17 protein-coding genes are annotated in these 17,111 nt (G+C 69.4%); 8 read left to right on the plus strand and 9 right to left on the minus strand.

The window, feature by feature from the left end:
- Positions 1-97: 97 nt before the first annotated feature.
- The 6 genes from V5B60_RS17095 to V5B60_RS17120 all read left to right on the plus strand — a co-directional run bounded on the left by V5B60_RS17095 (position 98) and on the right by V5B60_RS17120 (position 4,769).
- The gene (locus V5B60_RS17095) at positions 98-292 is read left to right on the plus strand and encodes a hypothetical protein (RefSeq protein ID WP_332348513.1); all 195 of its coding nucleotides are present in this window, start codon (positions 98-100) and stop codon (positions 290-292) included.
- 33 nt (positions 293-325) lie between these two features.
- On the plus strand, positions 326-1,093 hold the full coding sequence (locus tag V5B60_RS17100) for a hypothetical protein (RefSeq protein WP_332348515.1): 768 nt from the start codon (positions 326-328) through the stop codon (positions 1,091-1,093).
- A 44-nt stretch (positions 1,094-1,137) separates the two neighbouring features.
- Positions 1,138-2,580 (plus strand): NACHT domain-containing protein, encoded by a 1,443-nt coding sequence (locus tag V5B60_RS17105; protein ID WP_332348519.1) that lies wholly within the window; start codon positions 1,138-1,140, stop codon positions 2,578-2,580.
- A 622-nt stretch (positions 2,581-3,202) separates the two neighbouring features.
- Positions 3,203-4,132, plus strand: coding sequence for a formylglycine-generating enzyme family protein (locus V5B60_RS17110; protein ID WP_332350611.1), 930 nt, complete (start codon positions 3,203-3,205; stop codon positions 4,130-4,132).
- 134 nt (positions 4,133-4,266) lie between these two features.
- A complete protein-coding gene (locus V5B60_RS17115) occupies positions 4,267-4,515 on the plus strand; it encodes a type II toxin-antitoxin system Phd/YefM family antitoxin (protein WP_332348521.1) in 249 nt (82 codons plus the stop codon).
- Positions 4,515-4,769: a Txe/YoeB family addiction module toxin gene (locus V5B60_RS17120; protein WP_332348523.1), complete on the plus strand. Its 255-nt coding sequence runs from the start codon at positions 4,515-4,517 to the stop codon at positions 4,767-4,769. The genes V5B60_RS17115 and V5B60_RS17120 overlap by 1 nt, the downstream gene beginning before the upstream one ends.
- Before the next feature lie 129 nt (positions 4,770-4,898).
- Here the strand turns inward: V5B60_RS17120 and V5B60_RS17125 are convergent, their stop codons facing one another.
- From V5B60_RS17125 to V5B60_RS17165, 9 genes are all read right to left on the minus strand, one after another.
- On the minus strand, positions 4,899-6,362 hold the full coding sequence (locus tag V5B60_RS17125; RefSeq protein ID WP_332348525.1) for a formylglycine-generating enzyme family protein: 1,464 nt from the start codon (positions 6,360-6,362) through the stop codon (positions 4,899-4,901).
- Positions 6,363-6,505: 143 nt separating this feature from the next.
- Entirely contained in the window at positions 6,506-7,660 is a 1,155-nt protein-coding gene (locus tag V5B60_RS17130; RefSeq protein ID WP_332348527.1) for an NACHT domain-containing protein, read from the minus strand.
- Positions 7,661-7,769: 109 nt separating this feature from the next.
- Positions 7,770-8,090 carry a hypothetical protein gene (locus tag V5B60_RS17135; RefSeq protein WP_332348529.1) on the minus strand — a complete coding sequence of 107 codons (321 nt, stop codon included), beginning with the start codon at positions 8,088-8,090 and terminating at the stop codon, positions 7,770-7,772.
- Positions 8,091-8,312: a DUF433 domain-containing protein gene (locus V5B60_RS17140; protein WP_332348531.1), complete on the minus strand. Its 222-nt coding sequence runs from the start codon at positions 8,310-8,312 to the stop codon at positions 8,091-8,093. It lies immediately after the preceding gene.
- Between the two features lie 208 nt (positions 8,313-8,520).
- A complete protein-coding gene (locus V5B60_RS17145) occupies positions 8,521-9,678 on the minus strand; it encodes an acyl-CoA dehydrogenase family protein (RefSeq protein ID WP_332348532.1) in 1,158 nt (385 codons plus the stop codon).
- Between the two features lie 16 nt (positions 9,679-9,694).
- Complete coding sequence (locus V5B60_RS17150; RefSeq protein ID WP_332348534.1) at positions 9,695-10,519, minus strand: SDR family NAD(P)-dependent oxidoreductase; 825 nt, start codon at positions 10,517-10,519, stop codon at positions 9,695-9,697.
- 74 nt (positions 10,520-10,593) lie between these two features.
- Positions 10,594-11,781: a lipid-transfer protein gene (locus V5B60_RS17155; RefSeq protein WP_332348536.1), complete on the minus strand. Its 1,188-nt coding sequence runs from the start codon at positions 11,779-11,781 to the stop codon at positions 10,594-10,596.
- 31 nt (positions 11,782-11,812) lie between these two features.
- Positions 11,813-12,646 (minus strand): DUF3313 domain-containing protein, encoded by an 834-nt coding sequence (locus V5B60_RS17160; protein WP_332348538.1) that lies wholly within the window; start codon positions 12,644-12,646, stop codon positions 11,813-11,815.
- Positions 12,647-12,836: 190 nt separating this feature from the next.
- Positions 12,837-13,679: a lytic transglycosylase domain-containing protein gene (locus V5B60_RS17165; RefSeq protein ID WP_332348540.1), complete on the minus strand. Its 843-nt coding sequence runs from the start codon at positions 13,677-13,679 to the stop codon at positions 12,837-12,839.
- 278 nt (positions 13,680-13,957) lie between these two features.
- On the opposite strand from V5B60_RS17165, the gene ettA reads away from it, so the two are divergent.
- Positions 13,958-15,622: an energy-dependent translational throttle protein EttA gene (ettA, locus tag V5B60_RS17170; RefSeq protein WP_332348541.1), complete on the plus strand. Its 1,665-nt coding sequence runs from the start codon at positions 13,958-13,960 to the stop codon at positions 15,620-15,622.
- Between the two features lie 55 nt (positions 15,623-15,677).
- The gene (locus V5B60_RS17175; RefSeq protein WP_332348542.1) at positions 15,678-16,736 is read left to right on the plus strand and encodes a sodium:calcium antiporter; all 1,059 of its coding nucleotides are present in this window, start codon (positions 15,678-15,680) and stop codon (positions 16,734-16,736) included.
- Positions 16,737-17,111: the final 375 nt, after the last annotated feature.

A 17,111-nucleotide genomic window follows, 5' to 3' on the forward strand; every position in this document is an offset into this window, starting at 1 on the left:
GCGGACCGGGCGCGCCACCTGCGCACGCGCGACCGCTTGCCTTGCGCCCTTCTGCAGCGTAGGGTTTCGCCGACGCCAACTCGCCGGAGCCTGCCGCATGTCGACCGCCGCGATCACCACCCGCAGGATCTTCCTTGCCTCGTCGGCCGAACTCGCCGACCATCGCCGCGATTTCGCGATCGCCATCAGGCGCCGGAACGACCTCTGGATCGACCAGGCAGCCTACCTCCGCCTGACCATCTGGGAGGACTTCCTCGACGCGCCGTCGAAGACCCGGCTGCAGGACGAGTAGAACCGTGAAATCCGCCAGTGCGACGTGTTCGTGATGCTCTACCGCAGCAAGGTCGGCCGCTGCACCGAGGAGGAGTTCGCGACCGCAGTCGGCCAGTTCCACGCGACCAGCAAGCCGTTCATCTACACCTACTTCTGCGATTCGCCCGCCGACCGGGCGACCGCCAGCGCCGAAGACCTTAAGAGCCTGCACTCGTTCCAGCAGAAGCTGCGGGCGCTCGGCCACTTCCAGACCGTCTACAGCAACACCGACCAGCTCTGCCGCCACTTCGGCGAGCAACTCGACAAGCTCGCGGCCAACGGTTTCGTGAAATTCGAGCGCGAGCGCGAGGCAAGCGACGGCGTGGCCGACCACAGCCGCCACGCCGTCCTGCACGGCAACGGCGCCATCGCGCAGGGCGACGGCCCGGCGCTGGGCGCCGGCAACCACCACGGGCCGATCGACACCGGCACGCGCGTCGATACCGGCGGCGGCGCCCACGTCGGCGGCAACATCAGCGTCGGCCGCGACTTCGTCGGCCGTGACCGCATCGTCACGCAGGGCGTCCCGGCGAGCGAGATCGGGGCGCTCTTCGCCCCGCTGTTCAGCGCGGTCAGCGAACACGCGGCGCCGCGCAGCCAGGCCGAGGCGCAGCAACGACTCGCCGAGATTGAGGCCGAAGTGGCGAAGGGCACAAGCAGGCCGACGACAGCCGCCTCGGCCGGCTGCTCGATGGGCTCGCTGCGCTGGCGCCCGGCGCCGTCGCTTCGCTCGTCGGCACCTTCGCCTCGCCGCTGCTCGCTGCCGCCGTCGGTCCGGTGACGAAGTTCGTCCTCGGCAAACTGCAGGCACCCGGAGGCCACGCAATGACCAGCCGACCCATCATCCCGGGCAGCGCCGACGACATCGTCCGGCTGCAGCGACAGATCGCCGACCTGCAGGCGCAACTCTCCGCGCGGCAGCAGGGCGACGCCGGACAAGCCGCGCAGGCGATCGACACCGGCGGCGGCGCCCACGTCGGCGGCAGTGTCACCGCCGGCGGGCATTTCATCGGCCGCGACTTCATCCAGGTCGTCGACGGGGTCGTCCACCGCGGTGAAGACCCCGCCGAGGCCAACGCGGTCATCGCGCATTACCTCGCCGCGCTCGCCAATGACCTCGCCGGCCTCAGGCTCGGCGAGATCGACCTCAGCGCCAGCGACGGCCGGCGCGAGCCGCTGCAACCCGCCGACGTCCATGTGCCGCTGGCGACGCAACCGCACATCCCGCAGGAGATGACCCTGGCGCAGTGGCTGCAGCGCAGCCGCAGCGCGGGCTTCAACGCGCGTGCAGAAATGGAGGAGAAACACACGACGCGCGCCGTGCCGGTGCTCGAAGCGCTGGTGGAGCACCGCGCGCTGACGCTGCTCGGTGCTGCCGGCAGCGGCAAGAGCACCTTTGGCGCCAGCGTCCTGCTGGCGCTGGCGCAGGCCTGGCAGGGCCACGACGAGGCACTCGCCGGCCTCGGCGACCAGTGGCGCCACGGCGCGCTGCTGCCGATCCGCGTCGTCCTGCGCCGCTTCGCCGAGCAGCTCCCCGCCGGTGCGGCGGCGGCACACGGCGGCGACCTCTGGGATTTCATCGGCCGCGATCTCGACGCCAGCGGCTACGGCCTGTCGCCCGAGACGAAGAAGTTCGTGCAGCGGGTCGCCCGCGACCACGGCGCGCTGATCCTGCTCGACGGCCTCGACGAATGCGGCAACGACGCCAGCCGGCAGCGCGTCGTCGGCGCCGTCAGGGAGTTGATGCAGAGCGCTGGCGAGCGCTGCCGCTTCCTGTTCACCGCCCGCCCCTACGCCTGGCCCGCCGGCGCCGACCCGGCGCAGGGCGTCTACGCGCTCGCCGATTTCGAGGACGAGCAGATCGAGCGCTTCATCCGCGGCTGGTACGCGACCCTCGCCCGGCGCCAGTGGCTGCCGCCCGGCGACGCCGAATGCAAGTGCGACGACCTGCTCACCGCCCGCGAGCGCCCGGACCTCAAACCGCTGGCGCAGCCCGCTGCTGCTGACGCTGATGGCCTCGCTGCACGCCAGCCGCGGCCGCCTGCCCGACGACCGCGCCGATCTCTACAACGACTCGGTCGACCTGCTGCTGCTGCGCTGGAACCGGCAGATCGGTGCCGACCGGGCGCTGCTCGACGCGCTGGCGATTCCGACGCTGAAGCTCGCCGACCTGCGCGGAACGCTCGAGGAACTGGCGTTCAACGTGCATGCCGAGAGCGTCGTCGCCGACCGCGGTCTTGCCAGCGGAACCGCCGGCAGCAGCGGTGACGAAACCACTGCCGACATCGGCGAAGGCCGCCTGCTGCGGGCCTTCCGGCCACTGCTCGGCGGCAGTCTGGACAAGGCCACGATCGTCGTCGACTACATCGAGAAGCGTGCCGGCTTGCTGCTCGGCCAGGGCGAACGCCACGGCGAGCGGCAGTTCGCCTTCCCGCATCGCAGCTTCCAGGAGTTTCTCGCCGCCTGCCATTTCGCGGCACGGCCGGAATTCGCCGCCGACTGTGCGTGTCTGGCGCGCGAGTCGCCGGGACAGTGGCAGATCGTCCTGGTGCTGGCGGCGCGAGTCGCCAAGGCCGAGCGCGGCGCGACCGCCGCCGACGAGCTGATCGGCGGTACGAGCATCGACGACTTCCGCCGCGAGCGATCGCCGGCGGCTGCCGACTGGAGCTGCGCGCTGCTCGCCGGAATGCAGTTGCTCGAGATCGGCGTCGACGCCGTCCGCCAGCGTGACCGCACGCGCGCGATCGCGACCCGCGTTGCCGGCTGGCTCGCCGCCTCGCTGCCGGTGGTGCCCGCCGATGGCGGCGTCGCCGCGCAGCAGCGCGCGCTCGCCGGCGACGTGCTCGCACGGCTCGGCGATCCGCGCCGCCACCTGCTCGACGTCGACGCGATGCGTTTCGCGCAGGTTCCGGCTGGCGCTTTCTGGATGGGCGAACAGGATGGCGGCGATGCGCCGCTGCACTGCAACGAGACGCTCGACTACGACTACTGGATCGCCGAGGCGCCGGTCAGCGTCGCGCAGTTCGCCGAGTTCGTCGGCGCCAGCGGCTACGCGGACCATGACGCGGCTGCGCTGCGTCCGCCGGCGAACCGGCCGGTCGTGAAGGTCAGTTGGCACGATGCGCGCGCCTTCTGCGACTGGCTGAACGAGCGCTGGCGCGGGCGGCTGCCGGCAGGCTCGATCGTCGCGCTGCCGTCGGAAGCCGAGTGGGAAAAGGCGGCTCGTGGCGGTCTGCAGATCCCGCGCACGATCCGGCTCGCCGGCATCGCCCAGGGATTCGCCGCCAGCGACGCGCCGCTGCAGGACAACCCGCTGCTAGAGCGCAGCTACCCATGGGGCGACGACTGTGAGGAAAAATACGCCAATGCGGAGATGAGCATCGGCGACTCGAGTACCCCGGGCGTTTTCGCTGATGGGCAGAGCCCCTACGGCTGCGAGGACCTCGCCGGCAACGTCTGGGAGTGGACGCGCAGCCTCTGGGGCACCGCTTGGGGGAAGCCGGACTTCCGCTACCCTTATGACGCCAGCGATCGGCTACGCGAGGACCCGGACGCATCAGACGAGGTGTGGCGGGTCGTGCGCGGCGGCTCGTGGCTCGATCTCCGGGACCATGCGCGCTGTGGCTTCCGCGACAGGTATCCCCCCGGACTTCCGCAATGGCGACATCGGTTTTCGCGTGGTGTTGCGTTCTTCCCCTGTTCTTCGGCTCTGATCTCTGCTCCCTCTGAACTCTGTCACTCCGGGAACTCCGACTCTGGAGGGGGTGCGGGGGAGACTTCTCCCGCCGCGCGCCGCGCCGCCGTCGGATGGATGAGGTGACCCGGACGAACCGGGCGTAGCGACCGCTTGCCGGATTCCACGATCGCCGGCGGAACACGGACATGGCATGCCGGCATTGAGCACTCCACTCCGGTTGCGTACAATAAAGCGTACAGGAACACTGGAATCCCGTCATGGACGCCATCAGCTACAGCGCCGCCCGCGCCAACCTCGCCCGGACGATGGACCGCGTCTGTGACGACCACGAGCCGCTGATCATCACCCGCAACGGTGAGCCATCGGTCGTCATGCTCTCGCTCGATGACTACCGGGCGCTCGAAGAAACGGCCTACTTGCTGCGCAGCCCAGCGAACGCGAGGCGGCTGCTCGACGCGGCAGCGCAACTGGCTGAAGGAAGGGGCAGCGAGCGGGAACTGGTCTGATGCGACTGGTGTTCGCCGACACGGCCTGGGACGACTACCTCCACTGGCAGAAGCACGACCGCAGGATGGCCGAGCGGATCAACAGGCTGATCCAGGAAGTGATGCGCGAACCCTTTGCCGGCGTCGGCAAGCCCGAGCCGCTGCGACACGCGTTGTCGGGTTTCTGGTCGCGCCGGATCACCGACGAGCACCGCATGGTGTACCGTGTCGACGGTGAAGATCTCCTGATTGCGCAGCTTCGCTACCACTACTGAGCTTCTTTGGCCCATCCGATCCCGCGACGCAGCGGCTGAACGCCCGCCAGCGGGCGGCGGGGGAAGTCTCCCCCGAACCCCCTTCAGAGTCGGAGTTCCCGGAGTGACAGAGTGCAGAGGGAGCAGAGATCAGAGCGGAAGAACAGGGGAAGAACGCAACACCACGCGAAAACCAACGTAGTCAGAGCGGACGTCAGGGGGGTACCTGAAGCGGATGCCACAGCGCGCATCGTCCCGGCGAAAGCGCCACGAGCCGCCGCGCACGACCCGCAGCACCTCATCGCCCGCCCGGAGATCCTCCCGACGAGGATCATCGACCTGATACGGATAAGCGAAGTCCGGCTTCCCGAAGTCGGTACCCCAGAGGCTGCCCGTCCACTCCCAGACGTTGCCCGCCATGTCGTGCAGGCCATGGCCGTTGGCGGCGAAGCAGCCGACGACCGACGTGTCGCCGATCCGCGAACCTGCATGATTCGCGCGCCTGCCGTCGCCCTCATCGGCATCGTCACCCCACGGAAACACCGCGCCGCGCAAGCCGCCGCGCGCCGCTTTCTCCCACTCGAGTTCGCTCGGCAGCGCCACCCGCCAGCCGTGCCGCACCAGCGCGGCGACTCGGCTGCCGGCGAGCGCCGGCGACCTCAAGAGCATCTCGTTGAGCCAGTCGCACCAGGCCAAGGCCTCATGCCAGCTCACCCGGCGCACCGGCCGGCTGTCGGGGTCGGCGAGCGCATCGGCGTCGCCGATCGCCAAACCGGTCGCCGCGACGAAGGCGCGAAACTGCGCGACGGTCACCGGGTAGTGGGCGATGCGGAACTCTCGCGTCGGCGTCGGCAGCTCGTCGATCTCGTGGTCGTAAACCGCGTATCCGCCGATGCGCGCGACCCGCTCGCGATCCGCGCTGCGGGTGCCAATGACGAAATCCGGGTCGGCAGCGATGCGCACGAAACCGAGCGTGTCGTCGGCCGGCAGGAAAAAGCGCTGCGGATCGAAACGCGGATCGCCGAGCTGCGCCAGCCGGTCGCCGGCGCGCGCGCGCAGCACCGCCCGCGCGCCGGCGAGTGCGTCGGCGTCGTCGAGCAGGGTGACGATGCGTCGCGCGCAATCGGCGCGCAGCGGCTCGCCGCTCTCGCGCCACTCGAGCGCCGCCGTCGCCGCCGTCGCCGCCAGCTCGGCGGCGGCGAAGCGCGCGTCGGCGTCGCCAGCGGCATCAGCCAGCGCGCGCAACAACTCGCGGGCCGAACGCGCCGCGTGCGTCGCCTGGTAACCGCCGAGCAGCAGGATCGGCTCGCGCCACCACGGGTCGGCGAGCCGACCGGCGAGGACCTCGAGCATCCGCTCGCGCGACTCGCGGCCGGTGACCTCGCTGAGGTAGCGGCCGACGAGGAATTCCTGCAGCGCGAGATGCAGGAAGCGATACGCGCCGTCGCGCTCCTCGAGGACGCTGCCGCGCTGCTGCGCCTGGCGGAGTAAGTCGTCGATGCGCGGCAGGAACTCGGCTTCGCCGCGCAGGATCGCGCGCAGCGCCGGCTCCTCGATCTCGCGTCCCTGGTCGGCGCCCTGCTGGTGCATGTGGAAGGCGAGGTGCTGCGCCATGTCGCGGTACAGCGTCCAGTCGAGCGACAGCTCGCGCTTGTCGGTCTCGTCGTGGCCCTAATCGACCTGCAGCAGCGCGTTGATCGCCTTGTCGAAGAGGTCGGCACGCTGGTCGGGCAGCGTGCGGTTGTTGAGGTGGACGATCAGCAGCAGGCGCACCAGTAGCGGGCTGTCGACGAGCCGCGGTGCGCCCTCGCCGAGCCGCCGCTGCGCCAGGCGATCGTCCGGCAGGTGACGACGACGCGCATCGCCCGCCGGCCGCCAACGAGGTTCTCGACCGACTGGCGGACTTCGGCGCGCTCGCCCTCATTCGCCACTTCGTCGAGCCCGTCGAGCAGCAGCAGGACGTTGTTCCCTTCGTGCAGCAGGCGGACGAAGAAGTCGTCCGGCAGCTCGAACGGCGCCTCACTGCTGATCAGGTGATGCGAGATGAAGTGCTGCAGGGTGCGCTCGCGCGCCAGCGCGCCGGCCGGCAGGTGGCGCCGATGGCGCGCGAACGCGGCGAGCGGGACGAAGATCGGCAGCGGCAGCTCGGCCGGCGCCAGCCGCAGCCCGAGGCGCGAGCGCGCCGGCTCGGCTTCGCCGGCGAGCAGCGACGAAGCGAGTGCCCAGGCGATGTGCAGCAGGACGGTCGTCTTGCCGCAGCCCGGACCGCCAATGATCGCCAGGCGATTGCCGAGGGCCAGCACCTCGCTCAGCGCGAGGTCGCTGCCGTCTCCGGTCGACGGGTCGCCACCGCCGTCGTCAGCCACCCCGACCGCCCGGTGCCGGCCGGACCGGCGCAGGTGGGCCTCGCCGCCTTCTTCGTCCGGCGGACGCAGCGAGCGAGCGCGCAGCGGCACGTAGGCAGTGGCGAGCGGCAGGCTGACGACCGGCGACGCACCCGAGCGCTCGATCCCGCGCAGCTCGATGCTCTGCGTGCGTGCCTGCAGCCAGGCCAGATAGGCACCCACCTGGCTGGCGAGCAGGCGCGTAGCGGCCTTATCGCAGCCGGTGTTGCCGTAGTAGTTCCTGACGATCTGCGTCTGGTTGATGACGCCGATGGCGTCGCGACCGATCTTGCTCGCCCCGGCGCCGAGCGCATCGCCGGTGCCCTGCGCGATGGCGCCGTCGCCGCTGAGCTCGGCCTGCCGCGCGCCGAGGGAAGGCGGCGCTTGCCCGTCGCGGGCGGCGGCGGCGGCCGCATTCGCGCGCGCTGCGATCGCCGCCACGGCGGCCTCGAAGGTTGCGGCGTCGATGAACCCGGCGGCCAGCGCCTGCCGCAGCCCATCGATCGCTGGCTGGTCGTTCTCGCTCACTTCTCGTCCTTCCGTGCCGGGTGGGTGGGTGGGTGGGTGGGCGCATCAAAGCACAGCGGAACCGGCCTGCCAAGCACGTAACTGTCCCCACAATGCGCGCTGCCCCGCGTCACGGTATGTCGATCTCGATCAACCGGGCTGGTGCGACGTTCTGGACGGCGGCCACGACCATGTGCTCGACGGCGCGTATGCGCGGCCAACTCGTGGTGCTCAGGACGATGATTCCAATTGCTCTGGCGCCGAGGTTCTGCTGATGCTTCAGCCGGCGATCCGTAGTGATCAGGAGATCAAAGCCTTCTCTCTCCACCGCCGCGAGGAGTTCGCCGTTTCTCAGCGTTGACCAGCCCTGCTCGAAGGCGGTGACGACGAAGTGATCGACAAGGCAATGGCGCAGTGGCACAGGTGTACCCTGATCAAACACGATACGCATCTACGCTGCCGCAAGCGAGCTCCGGGCGGCGTGCTCGAGAACGCTCTTCGCCTGTTCAAGGCTGACGCCCGGAAACCACTGGACAAACTCGGCCAACGTGGCGCCCGCCTCAAGGTTCTCAAAGAGGGCCGCGACGGGCACACGGCTGCTGCGAAAGACCCAGGCCCCGCTCACCACGTCCGGATGGCACTCTACAGCTGGACAGGTTGACCAATCGATCATCGGCAAATTCTAGCACTCTCTCCGTGCTGCATCGGCCCGAACTCAGGCGCCGCTTGGGCGATGGCATGCGACGTCGTGAACCGGTGAACGCAGCGGCGCCAAACGCTTGGCGCGCGAACGGCTGACGGCGCAGGGGACGCAACGGCTGGGGGCACGGCACCGGCCGTGGCCCGCGACCCGCAGCGCGTCGAACGCGCCCTCGGCCAATTTAGTATACTGTCCCCGCGATTTGGCGGGCGATCAGCTCCTTCATGATCTCGTTGCTGCCGCCGTAGATGCGTGCGGCGCGGGCGTCGGTCCAGGCGCGGGCGATCGGGTAATCGAGCATGCAGCCGTTGCCGCCGTGCAGTTGCAGGCAGGCGTCGAGTACCTTGCACTGCAGTTCGGTGCACCAGTACTTGGCCATCGACGCCGCCGTCGCGTCGAGTTCGCCGCGGACGAAGAGTTCGCTGCAGCGGTCGACGAAGACGCGCGCTACCTGCACCTCGGTCAGCGCCTCGGCGAGGGTGAAGCGGGTGTTCTGGAAGTGCAGGAGCGGCTGCCCGAAGGCCTGGCGTTCGCGGCAGTAGCGGCTGGTCCAGTCGATCGCCGCTTCCGCCTGCGCGACGGCACTGATCGCGATCTGCAGCCGCTCCCACGGCAGCTCGTTCATCAGATAGGCGAAGCCGCGGTTCTCCTCGCCGAGCAGGTGGTCGACCGGCACGTGCACGTCGTCGAAGAAGAGTTCGCCGGTGTCCTGCGCACGCATGCCGATCTTCTTCAACCGCCGGCCGCGACTGCAGCCGGGCCAGCGCATGTCGACGACGAGCAGGCTGATGCCCTTGCCGGCGGCCGCCGGATCCGTCTTAGCGACGACGACGACGAGGTCGCAGAGCGAGCCGTTGGTGATGAAGGTCTTGCCGCCGTTGAGGACGTAGTGCTCGCCGTCGCGCAGCGCCGTCGTGCGCAGCCCCTGCAGGTCGGAGCCGGCGCCCGGCTCGGTCATCGCGATGGCGCCGATCAGCTCGCCGCTCGCCATGCGCGGCAGGTAGCGCCGACGGATCGCCTCGCTGCCGTAGTGCAGCAGGTAGGGGGCGACGATCTCCGAATGCAGCGACCAGCCGAGCAGGTTCTGCACCGCGTTGCGCGCCAGTTGCTCGAAGAGGACGACGCTGTACAGCTTGTCGGCGCCGGCACCGCCGTACTCCTCGGGCAGCGACGAGCAGAGGAAGCCGGCGGCGGCGGCGCGCAGCCACAGCTCGCGGTCGAAAAAGCCCTGCTCTTCAAAGCGCTCGTAGTGCGGCGCGACTTCGAGCGCGATGAAGCGGTCGAGCGCCGCCGCATATTGCCGGTGGCCGTCGTCGAAGAGCGTGCGGGCGATCGCCATCGGAGGTCGCTCGCGCCTAGATGCGGAAGCCGCCGCCGCAGACGAGCAGCTCGCCGGAGACGTAGTTGGCTTCCGGGTAGCAGAGCATGACGATGGCGCCGGCCGCCTCCTCCGGCGTACCGCCGCGGCCGAGCGGGATCATCGCCGCCATCTGCTGCAGCAACTGGGGATTGACGCCGGCCTTGATCTGCCGGCCCTCGATGTCGAGCACCGCGTCGCCGGCGGCGGCGCTGGTCAGCCGCGTGTTGATCAGGCCGAAGGCGACGCAGTTGACGTTCACGCGGTAACGCCCCCACTCCTTCGCCAGCGTGCGCGTCAGGCCGACGATGCCGGCCTTGGCGGCGGCGTAGTTGGCCTGCCCGGCATTGCCGCCGACACCGGCGATCGACGACACATTGACCACCTTGCGGTAGGTCTCCTGGCCGCTCTCGCTCTCGCTCTTCGCGGCGGCGCGGAAGAAGTCGGCGGCCGCGCGCAGGACGCGGAAGGGCGCCGTCAGATGGACGTCGAGCATCGCCTGCCATTGCTCGTCGCTCATCTTCTGGACGACGTTGTCCCAGGTGTAGCCGGCGTTGTTGATGATGATGTCGAGGCCGCCGAACTGGCTGAGTGCGGTGTGCACGAAACGCTCGGCGAAGTCGCCGGCGGTGACGCTGCCGACGCAGGCGACCGCCTGGCCGCCGGCAGCAACGATGTCGCCGACCGTCTCTGCCGCCGGTGCGCTGTCGACGTCGTTGACCACCACATGCGCGCCCTCCTCCGCCAGCTTGAGCGCCACCGCGCGCCCGATGCCGCGGCCGGAACCGCTGACGATCGCCACCTTGCCTGCGAGTTTTCCCATGAAATGCTCCCTGTCGCATGCCTGCGCTGCGCCGCCGCGCGCAGGGCGTTCATTGCCCGCTGCCGTGTTGCCGCTCAGGCCGCCCGCTGGTAGAGCGTCACGACACAGGCGCCACCAAGTCCCAGGTTGTGCTGCAGCGCAATGCGGGCGCCTGCCACCTGCCGCTCGCCGGCTGCGCCGCGCAGCTGCTCGACCAGTTCGGCGCACTGCGCGAGCCCGGTCGCACCGAGCGGATGCCCCTTGCACAGCAGGCCACCCGAGGGGTTGGTCACCACCCGGCCGCCGTAGGTATTGTCGCCGTCGGCGACGAACTGCTCGGCGCCGCCCTCCGGGCACAGACGAAGCGCCTCGTAGCTGATGACCTCGTTCTGCGCGAAGCAGTCGTGCAGTTCGACGACGTCGATGTCGCCGGGACCGATTCCCGCCTGTTCGTAGACGAGGTCGGCGGCCTCGCGGCTCATGTCGGCGCCGACCAGCGCCAGCATGCTGCGCTGGTCGAAGGTGCCCGGGCGGTCGGTGGTCATCGCCTGCGCGGCGATGAAGACGCGCCGGTCGAGATTGCGGCGCGCGGCGAAGTCCGGCGAGACGAGGATCGCCGCCGCCGCGCCGCAGGTCGGCGGGCAGGCCATCAGCCGCGTCATGCCGGCCTCGGCGCAGATCAGCGGCGCCGCCAGGACTTCTTCCTCGCTGACCACCTTGCGCAACAGCGCGCCGGGGTTGTGCGCGGCGTGCCGGCTCGCCTTGGCGCGCACGCGCGCGAAGAGCTTCGCCGTCGCGCCGTGGCGCTGCATGTATTCGACGCCGGCGCCGCCGAAGTAGCGCAGCGCCAGCGGTACGGGGTAGGGAGCGATCTCGGCGCACAGCTCGTCGAAACGTGCGAAGGGCGACGGCCGGTCGTTCCAGTGTTCGGCGATCGCGCCCGGGCGCATCTGCTCGAAGCCGAGCGCCAACACGCAGTCGAGCGCGCCGGATTCGACCAGTTGCCGGGCGAGGAAGAGCGCCGTCGACCCGGTCGAACAGTTGTTGTTCACATTGACGATCGGGATGCCGCTCATGCCGACGCCGTAGAGCGCGCGCTGGCCGGAGGTCGAATCGCCATAGACGTAGCCGACGATCGCCTGCTGCACGTCCTCGTAGCCCAGGCCAGCATCGGCGAGCGCCCGCCGTGTCGCCGCCGCGGCCATCAGGTCATAGCTCTCGGTCGCCCCCGGCTTGCCGAAGGGTACCGCGCCGACACCGGCCACCACCGCCTTGCGCTGCATCACTTTCTCCTTCCGCTTTCCTCTGCTTCGCTCATTTTTCCGGCTTGACGCCGCGCAGCACGGCAAAGCGATCGGCGATCAGCTTCGCCCACTTGTCGAAGGCGTTCTGCGCGTACGCCCAGGCCTGGAACGAGTTCATGTAACCCTTGACCCAGGTGTCGGTCGCACCCTCGGCACCCTCCTCGACCGCCGCCGCGTACTTGCGGCCGATCTGCGCGTCGGCGCATTCGGCGAGCACCCGGTTCGTCGCGCCGTCGGTGAACTGGATCTCCATCCCCGTCTCGCCGAGGTACGGCGTCGACCCGGCCGGCCTGCCACTGGCTGGCCCGGAGGCGAGTTCGGCGGTGAAGGCGTAGGGGATCGCCGTCCCCATCAGGCTGCGGCTGACCTGCGTCGGCACCAGGTTGGTCAGTGCGATGCGCAGCACGATGACCCCCGGACCCGGCTGCTCGACGATCTGCATCTGCGGCTTGAGGGCCTTCACCAGCGAGGCATGGAAGTAGTCCACGAGCGCCTTCAGCTCGGTCGGATCGATTCCCTGTTGCTGGTCGGCCTTGAGGGTGACGACGATGCGGTTGATCAGCACCTTGTCGTAGGCCTTGAGGTCGAGCCCCGGCTGCCGCCAGCAGAGGGTGCCCTCGGCCCCAGGCGACGGTGCCAGCGCCTTGTAGTCGGTGAGGAAGCCGCTGCGCGTGATCCGCGCCGGGTCGCTGACCGTGACGTTGGTGGCCGGACCGGCGCAGCCGGCGAGCAGCAGCGTCGCCGCCAGGCAGCGGACGCTGGCGCCGCGCACGCGGTGGTCGGCCGACCGGGATGACGAAGCGCTTTGGGCGGCGGCGGAATCAACTCGAGGCACGGCTTGCATGATCGTTTCCCGGACACGGAAGGCAAACATTGTACCGCCGCAGCACGCGGTTCCGACAGACGACGACCCCGGCGCCGGAAGCGCAATGGCGTTGCCGCGCGGGCGCTCGGCCAGTCGACTGCTGGCAGCGCGGCGCACACCGCCACGGCGACGCGATGGCTGACGACGGCGCGGCGAAGACAGCTGGGCATCAGCGCGCCGGAGCCGTCTCGGGGACGTCGCGCCGCCCGGGCAGCTTCATGTAGATGCGCTGGCCACCGGCAGCCGAACGGGTGAAGACCGACGACGGCGCCGCCTTGCGGGTGAGCGTGTTGCCTTGGTAGAGCTGATGGAACTGCGTCACGAGCTGGACGTAGTTCATCGTTTCCGGGTACGGCGGCACCTGGTTGCGGTGCTGCTGCACGGCGCCCTGACCGGCGTTGTAGGCGGCCAGAACCAGTTGCGGATCGTTCGGGAACAGCTTGCCGAGGTCGCGCAGGTAACGCGCGCCGATGCGGATATTGGTCTTCGGATCGGCCAGCTTCTCCTCCAGGCTCTGCTGCCGGTCGGCCTGCAGCCCGTACTGGCCGGCGGTCGCCGGCATCACCTGCATCAGCCCGATGGCGCCCTTGGGTGATACGGCGTCGGGGTTGAAGGCGGACTCGGCAGCCATCACCGCTTTCAGCAGCGCGGCATCGACGGCAAACTCGTCGCTCGCGCGCTTGATCAGCGGTTCGAACTTCTTCAGGTTCGGATGCTGCGACAGGTAGCGCAGCAGCTCCGGCTTGCTTGGCCCGCTCAGCGCCGACAGCGACGTGCGCGCGGCGTCGCCCTGCAGGAAGAGCTTGTAACGCGAATCGAGCTGTTCGGTCGCGAAGTGCGCGACTCCCTGCTCGTCGACGTAGCCCCAGATGCTGGCGACGGCGCCGGCCGGCAGCACGCCCTGCAGCAGCATCAGCAGCAGGCCGCCGACGATGGCCCGCCAGCAGCCGCTGCCGGCGGCCGGCAGCGGACGCGCGCGTGCAACTGCTGGTGGATGGGTGCTGGGTGTCATGCCGGATTGCCTTCAGGGCTGCGGCCTCGCCCGCTTGCGGGACGAAGCGGCCGGTTTGCGGCGGCGAGATGGACGGCCGTCGTCGGTCAGTGCAGCGTACCGAGTATGCCCGTCAGCGGCGAGCGCTGTCAATCGGCGAGCGTCGCCGGCGAGCGATGCCGCCGGCGCATCGCCCCCGATCGCGTGCGGCAGTGCCGGAGTCGGGTAAACTCGCGCCTTCCGCGCCGGTGCCGCTGCCGGTGTCCCGCAACCGTTTTTCCCACTTCCGATCGACAGCCATGGCTCAATACGTATTCACGATGAACCGGGTGGGCAAGATCGTCCCGCCCAAGCGCCAGATCATCAAGGACATCTCGCTCTCTTTCTTCCCCGGCGCGAAGATCGGTCTGCTCGGGCTCAACGGCTCGGGCAAGTCAACCGTGCTGCGCATCATGGCCGGCGTCGACCGCGACATCATCGGCGAGGCAACGCCGATGCCCGGGCTGAACATCGGCTACCTGCCGCAGGAGCCGCAGCTCGACCCGGTCAAGACCGTCCGCCAGGAAGTCGAGTCCGGACTCGGCGAGGCCTTCGCCGCGCAGGCGATGCTGGATGCGGTCTATGCCGCCTACGCCGAACCCGACGCCGACTTCGACAAGCTCGCCGAGGAGCAGGCGCGGCTCGAGGCGATCATCGCCAGCAGCGGCGCCGACCTCGACAACCAGCTCGAACTGGCCGCCGACGCACTGCGCCTGCCGCCGTGGGAGGCGCTGATCGGCAATCTCTCCGGTGGCGAGAAGCGCCGCGTCGCGCTGTGCAAGCTGCTGCTCGCGAAACCCGACATGCTGCTCCTCGACGAGCCGACCAACCACCTCGACGCCGAATCGGTCGATTGGCTCGAGCAGTTCCTCGTCCGCTTCCCCGGCACCGTCGTCGCGGTGACGCACGACCGCTACTTCCTCGACAATGCCGCCGAGTGGATCCTCGAACTCGACCGCGGCCAGGGAATCCCCTGGAAGGGCAACTACTCGAGCTGGCTCGAACAGAAGGAAGCCCGCCTGGAGACCGAAGCGCGCCAGGAAGCCGGGCGCATCAAGGCGATGAAGCAGGAACTCGAATGGGTGCGGCAAAACCCGAAGGCGCGACAGGCGAAGAGCAAGGCGCGGCTGGCGCGCTTCGACGAACTGTCCAACGTCGAGTACCAGAAGCGCAACGAGACGCAGGAAATCTTCATCCCGGTCGGCGAGCGCCTCGGCGGCAAGGTGATCGAGTTCCGCAACGTTCGCAAGTCCTTCGGTGACCGCCTGCTGATCGATGATCTGAGCTTCAGCGTACCGCCGGGGGCGATCGTCGGCATCATCGGCCCGAACGGCGCCGGCAAGTCGACGCTCTTCCGCATGCTCACCGGCAGCGAGCAGCCCGACTCGGGCGAGATCGACATCGGCGACACCGTCCGCCTCGCCTATGTGGACCAGAGCCGCGACTGCCTCGACGGCAGCAAGACGGTTTTCGAGGAGATCTCGGGCGGCGCCGACATCCTCACCGTCGGCAAGTACGAAACGCCGGCGCGCGCCTACATCGGCCGCTTCAACTTCAAGGGCGCCGACCAGCAGAAGCACGTCGGCCAGCTCTCGGGCGGCGAGCGCGGACGGCTGCACATGGCGAAGACACTGATCGCCGGCGGCAATGTCCTCCTGCTCGACGAGCCGTCGAACGACCTCGACGTCGAAACGCTGCGCGCGCTCGAGGACGCACTGCTCGAGTTCGCCGGCTGCGTCCTCGTCATCTCGCACGACCGCTGGTTCCTCGACCGCATCTGCTCGCACATCCTCGCCTGCGAGGGAGATTCGCAATGGACCTTCTTCAGCGGCAACTACCACGAGTACGAGGAAGACAAGCGACGCCGCCTCGGCGACGAGGCCGCCCGCCCGAAACGGATCCGCTACCGGCCGATCACGCGCTAGAGCGGCGCGCCAGCCCTGCCCGCCAACGACCACCACCACGCAGAGGAGACTGCCGATGAACCACCTTGGAATCCCCGCCCTCCTGTTTGTCTTCGCCGCCGCCGCGGCCGCGACCTGGATCGCCGGCGTCTGGCTGGCGAAGGCGACCGACGTCCTGGATGATCGCTTCGGCCTCGGCGAGACGATCGGCGGCATAGTTCTGCTATCGATCACCGGCGCGCTGCCCGAACTGGCGATCACGATCAGCGCGGTCAGCAGCGGCCACCTGGACATCGCCGCCGGTAACCTGATCGGTGGCGTCGCCATGCAGACCCTGGTGCTGGTCATCGCTGACCGCTTCGTCACCGGCCCACGCCCCCTGTCGACCCTGTCGGCATCGTTGCTCCCGGCACTGGAGGGCGTTCTCGTCATCTGTGTCGTCGGCATCACCGTGATGAGCGGCCTCCTCCCCGCCACCGCCGCCGTCGGCCCGCTCGGTGTCGGGAGCATCGCGATCTTCGTCGTCTGGCTGGTCGGCATGCTGGCCCTTGCCCGCTGCCGGGACCGGCAGGACATGGATCTCGTCGTCCCTGCCGAACCTGCCGCGCAAGCGACGAAGACGGCAGCCGATCGAGCGGACAGGGGCAATGTCCTCGCGAACGCCAGCACGGCCAGGAACGTGGCGATCTTCGTCGCCGCTTCGCTGGTGACGCTGGTCGCCGGCGTCGTCCTCGAACAAAGCGGCGACCGCCTGGCCGACCTGATGGGCATCAACGGCGTCCTCTTCGGCGCGACGGTCCTGGCGTTCGCCTCGGCCCTGCCGGAGATCAGCACCGCCGTCACCGGCGTGCAGATGAGAAGCTACACGCTCGTCTTCGGCGACATCTTCGGCGGCAACGCCTTCCAGCTCATTCTGTTCGTCCTCGCCGACCTGCTCGCCGGGCAGCCCGTGCTGACGCACGAAGGACGGGCGAACGCCTGGATCGGCATGATCGGCCTGGTCATGACGGCAGTGTACGTAGCCGGCATCCTGCTGCGCCACCCGCGGCGCTACTGGGGCATCGGTGCCGACTCGTGGGCCGCCCTGCTGATCTACGTCCTCGGCACTTGGGGATTCGTCCTGGTCTCCGGCTGAGGACATCCTGCATTCCGGTGACAGTATACTAAACAGGGCCTCGCGCTGACGACGACGCGCGCCGTTGCCATCGGCGACCCGCTCCACCACTGCGCCCCGCGTTCGCCTGTTTTCTCGGCGAGCGCGAACCAACAGAGGCGCGCGCGGCCTCAGCGGAGAGGGCTCGTGGTACGCTCAGGCATCGCTGGGCGGCGCTGCGCCGGTCGCCACGCAGACCACAATGAGCGGGGCAGCCGCCAAGGAGCGCGGCCGCTGGTCGCGGATGCCGTTCTCACGTCGGCGGCACGGACCGCGGTAGAGGTACGACCGCACGTCGGCACCGCTTTCCGGGAGTGAGCTGATGGACGATTTGGTGACGCGATCGGGAGGCAGCGC

The sequence above is a fragment of the Accumulibacter sp. genome (assembly GCF_036625195.1).
In the GTDB taxonomy this organism is placed as follows: domain Bacteria; phylum Pseudomonadota; class Gammaproteobacteria; order Burkholderiales; family Rhodocyclaceae; genus Accumulibacter.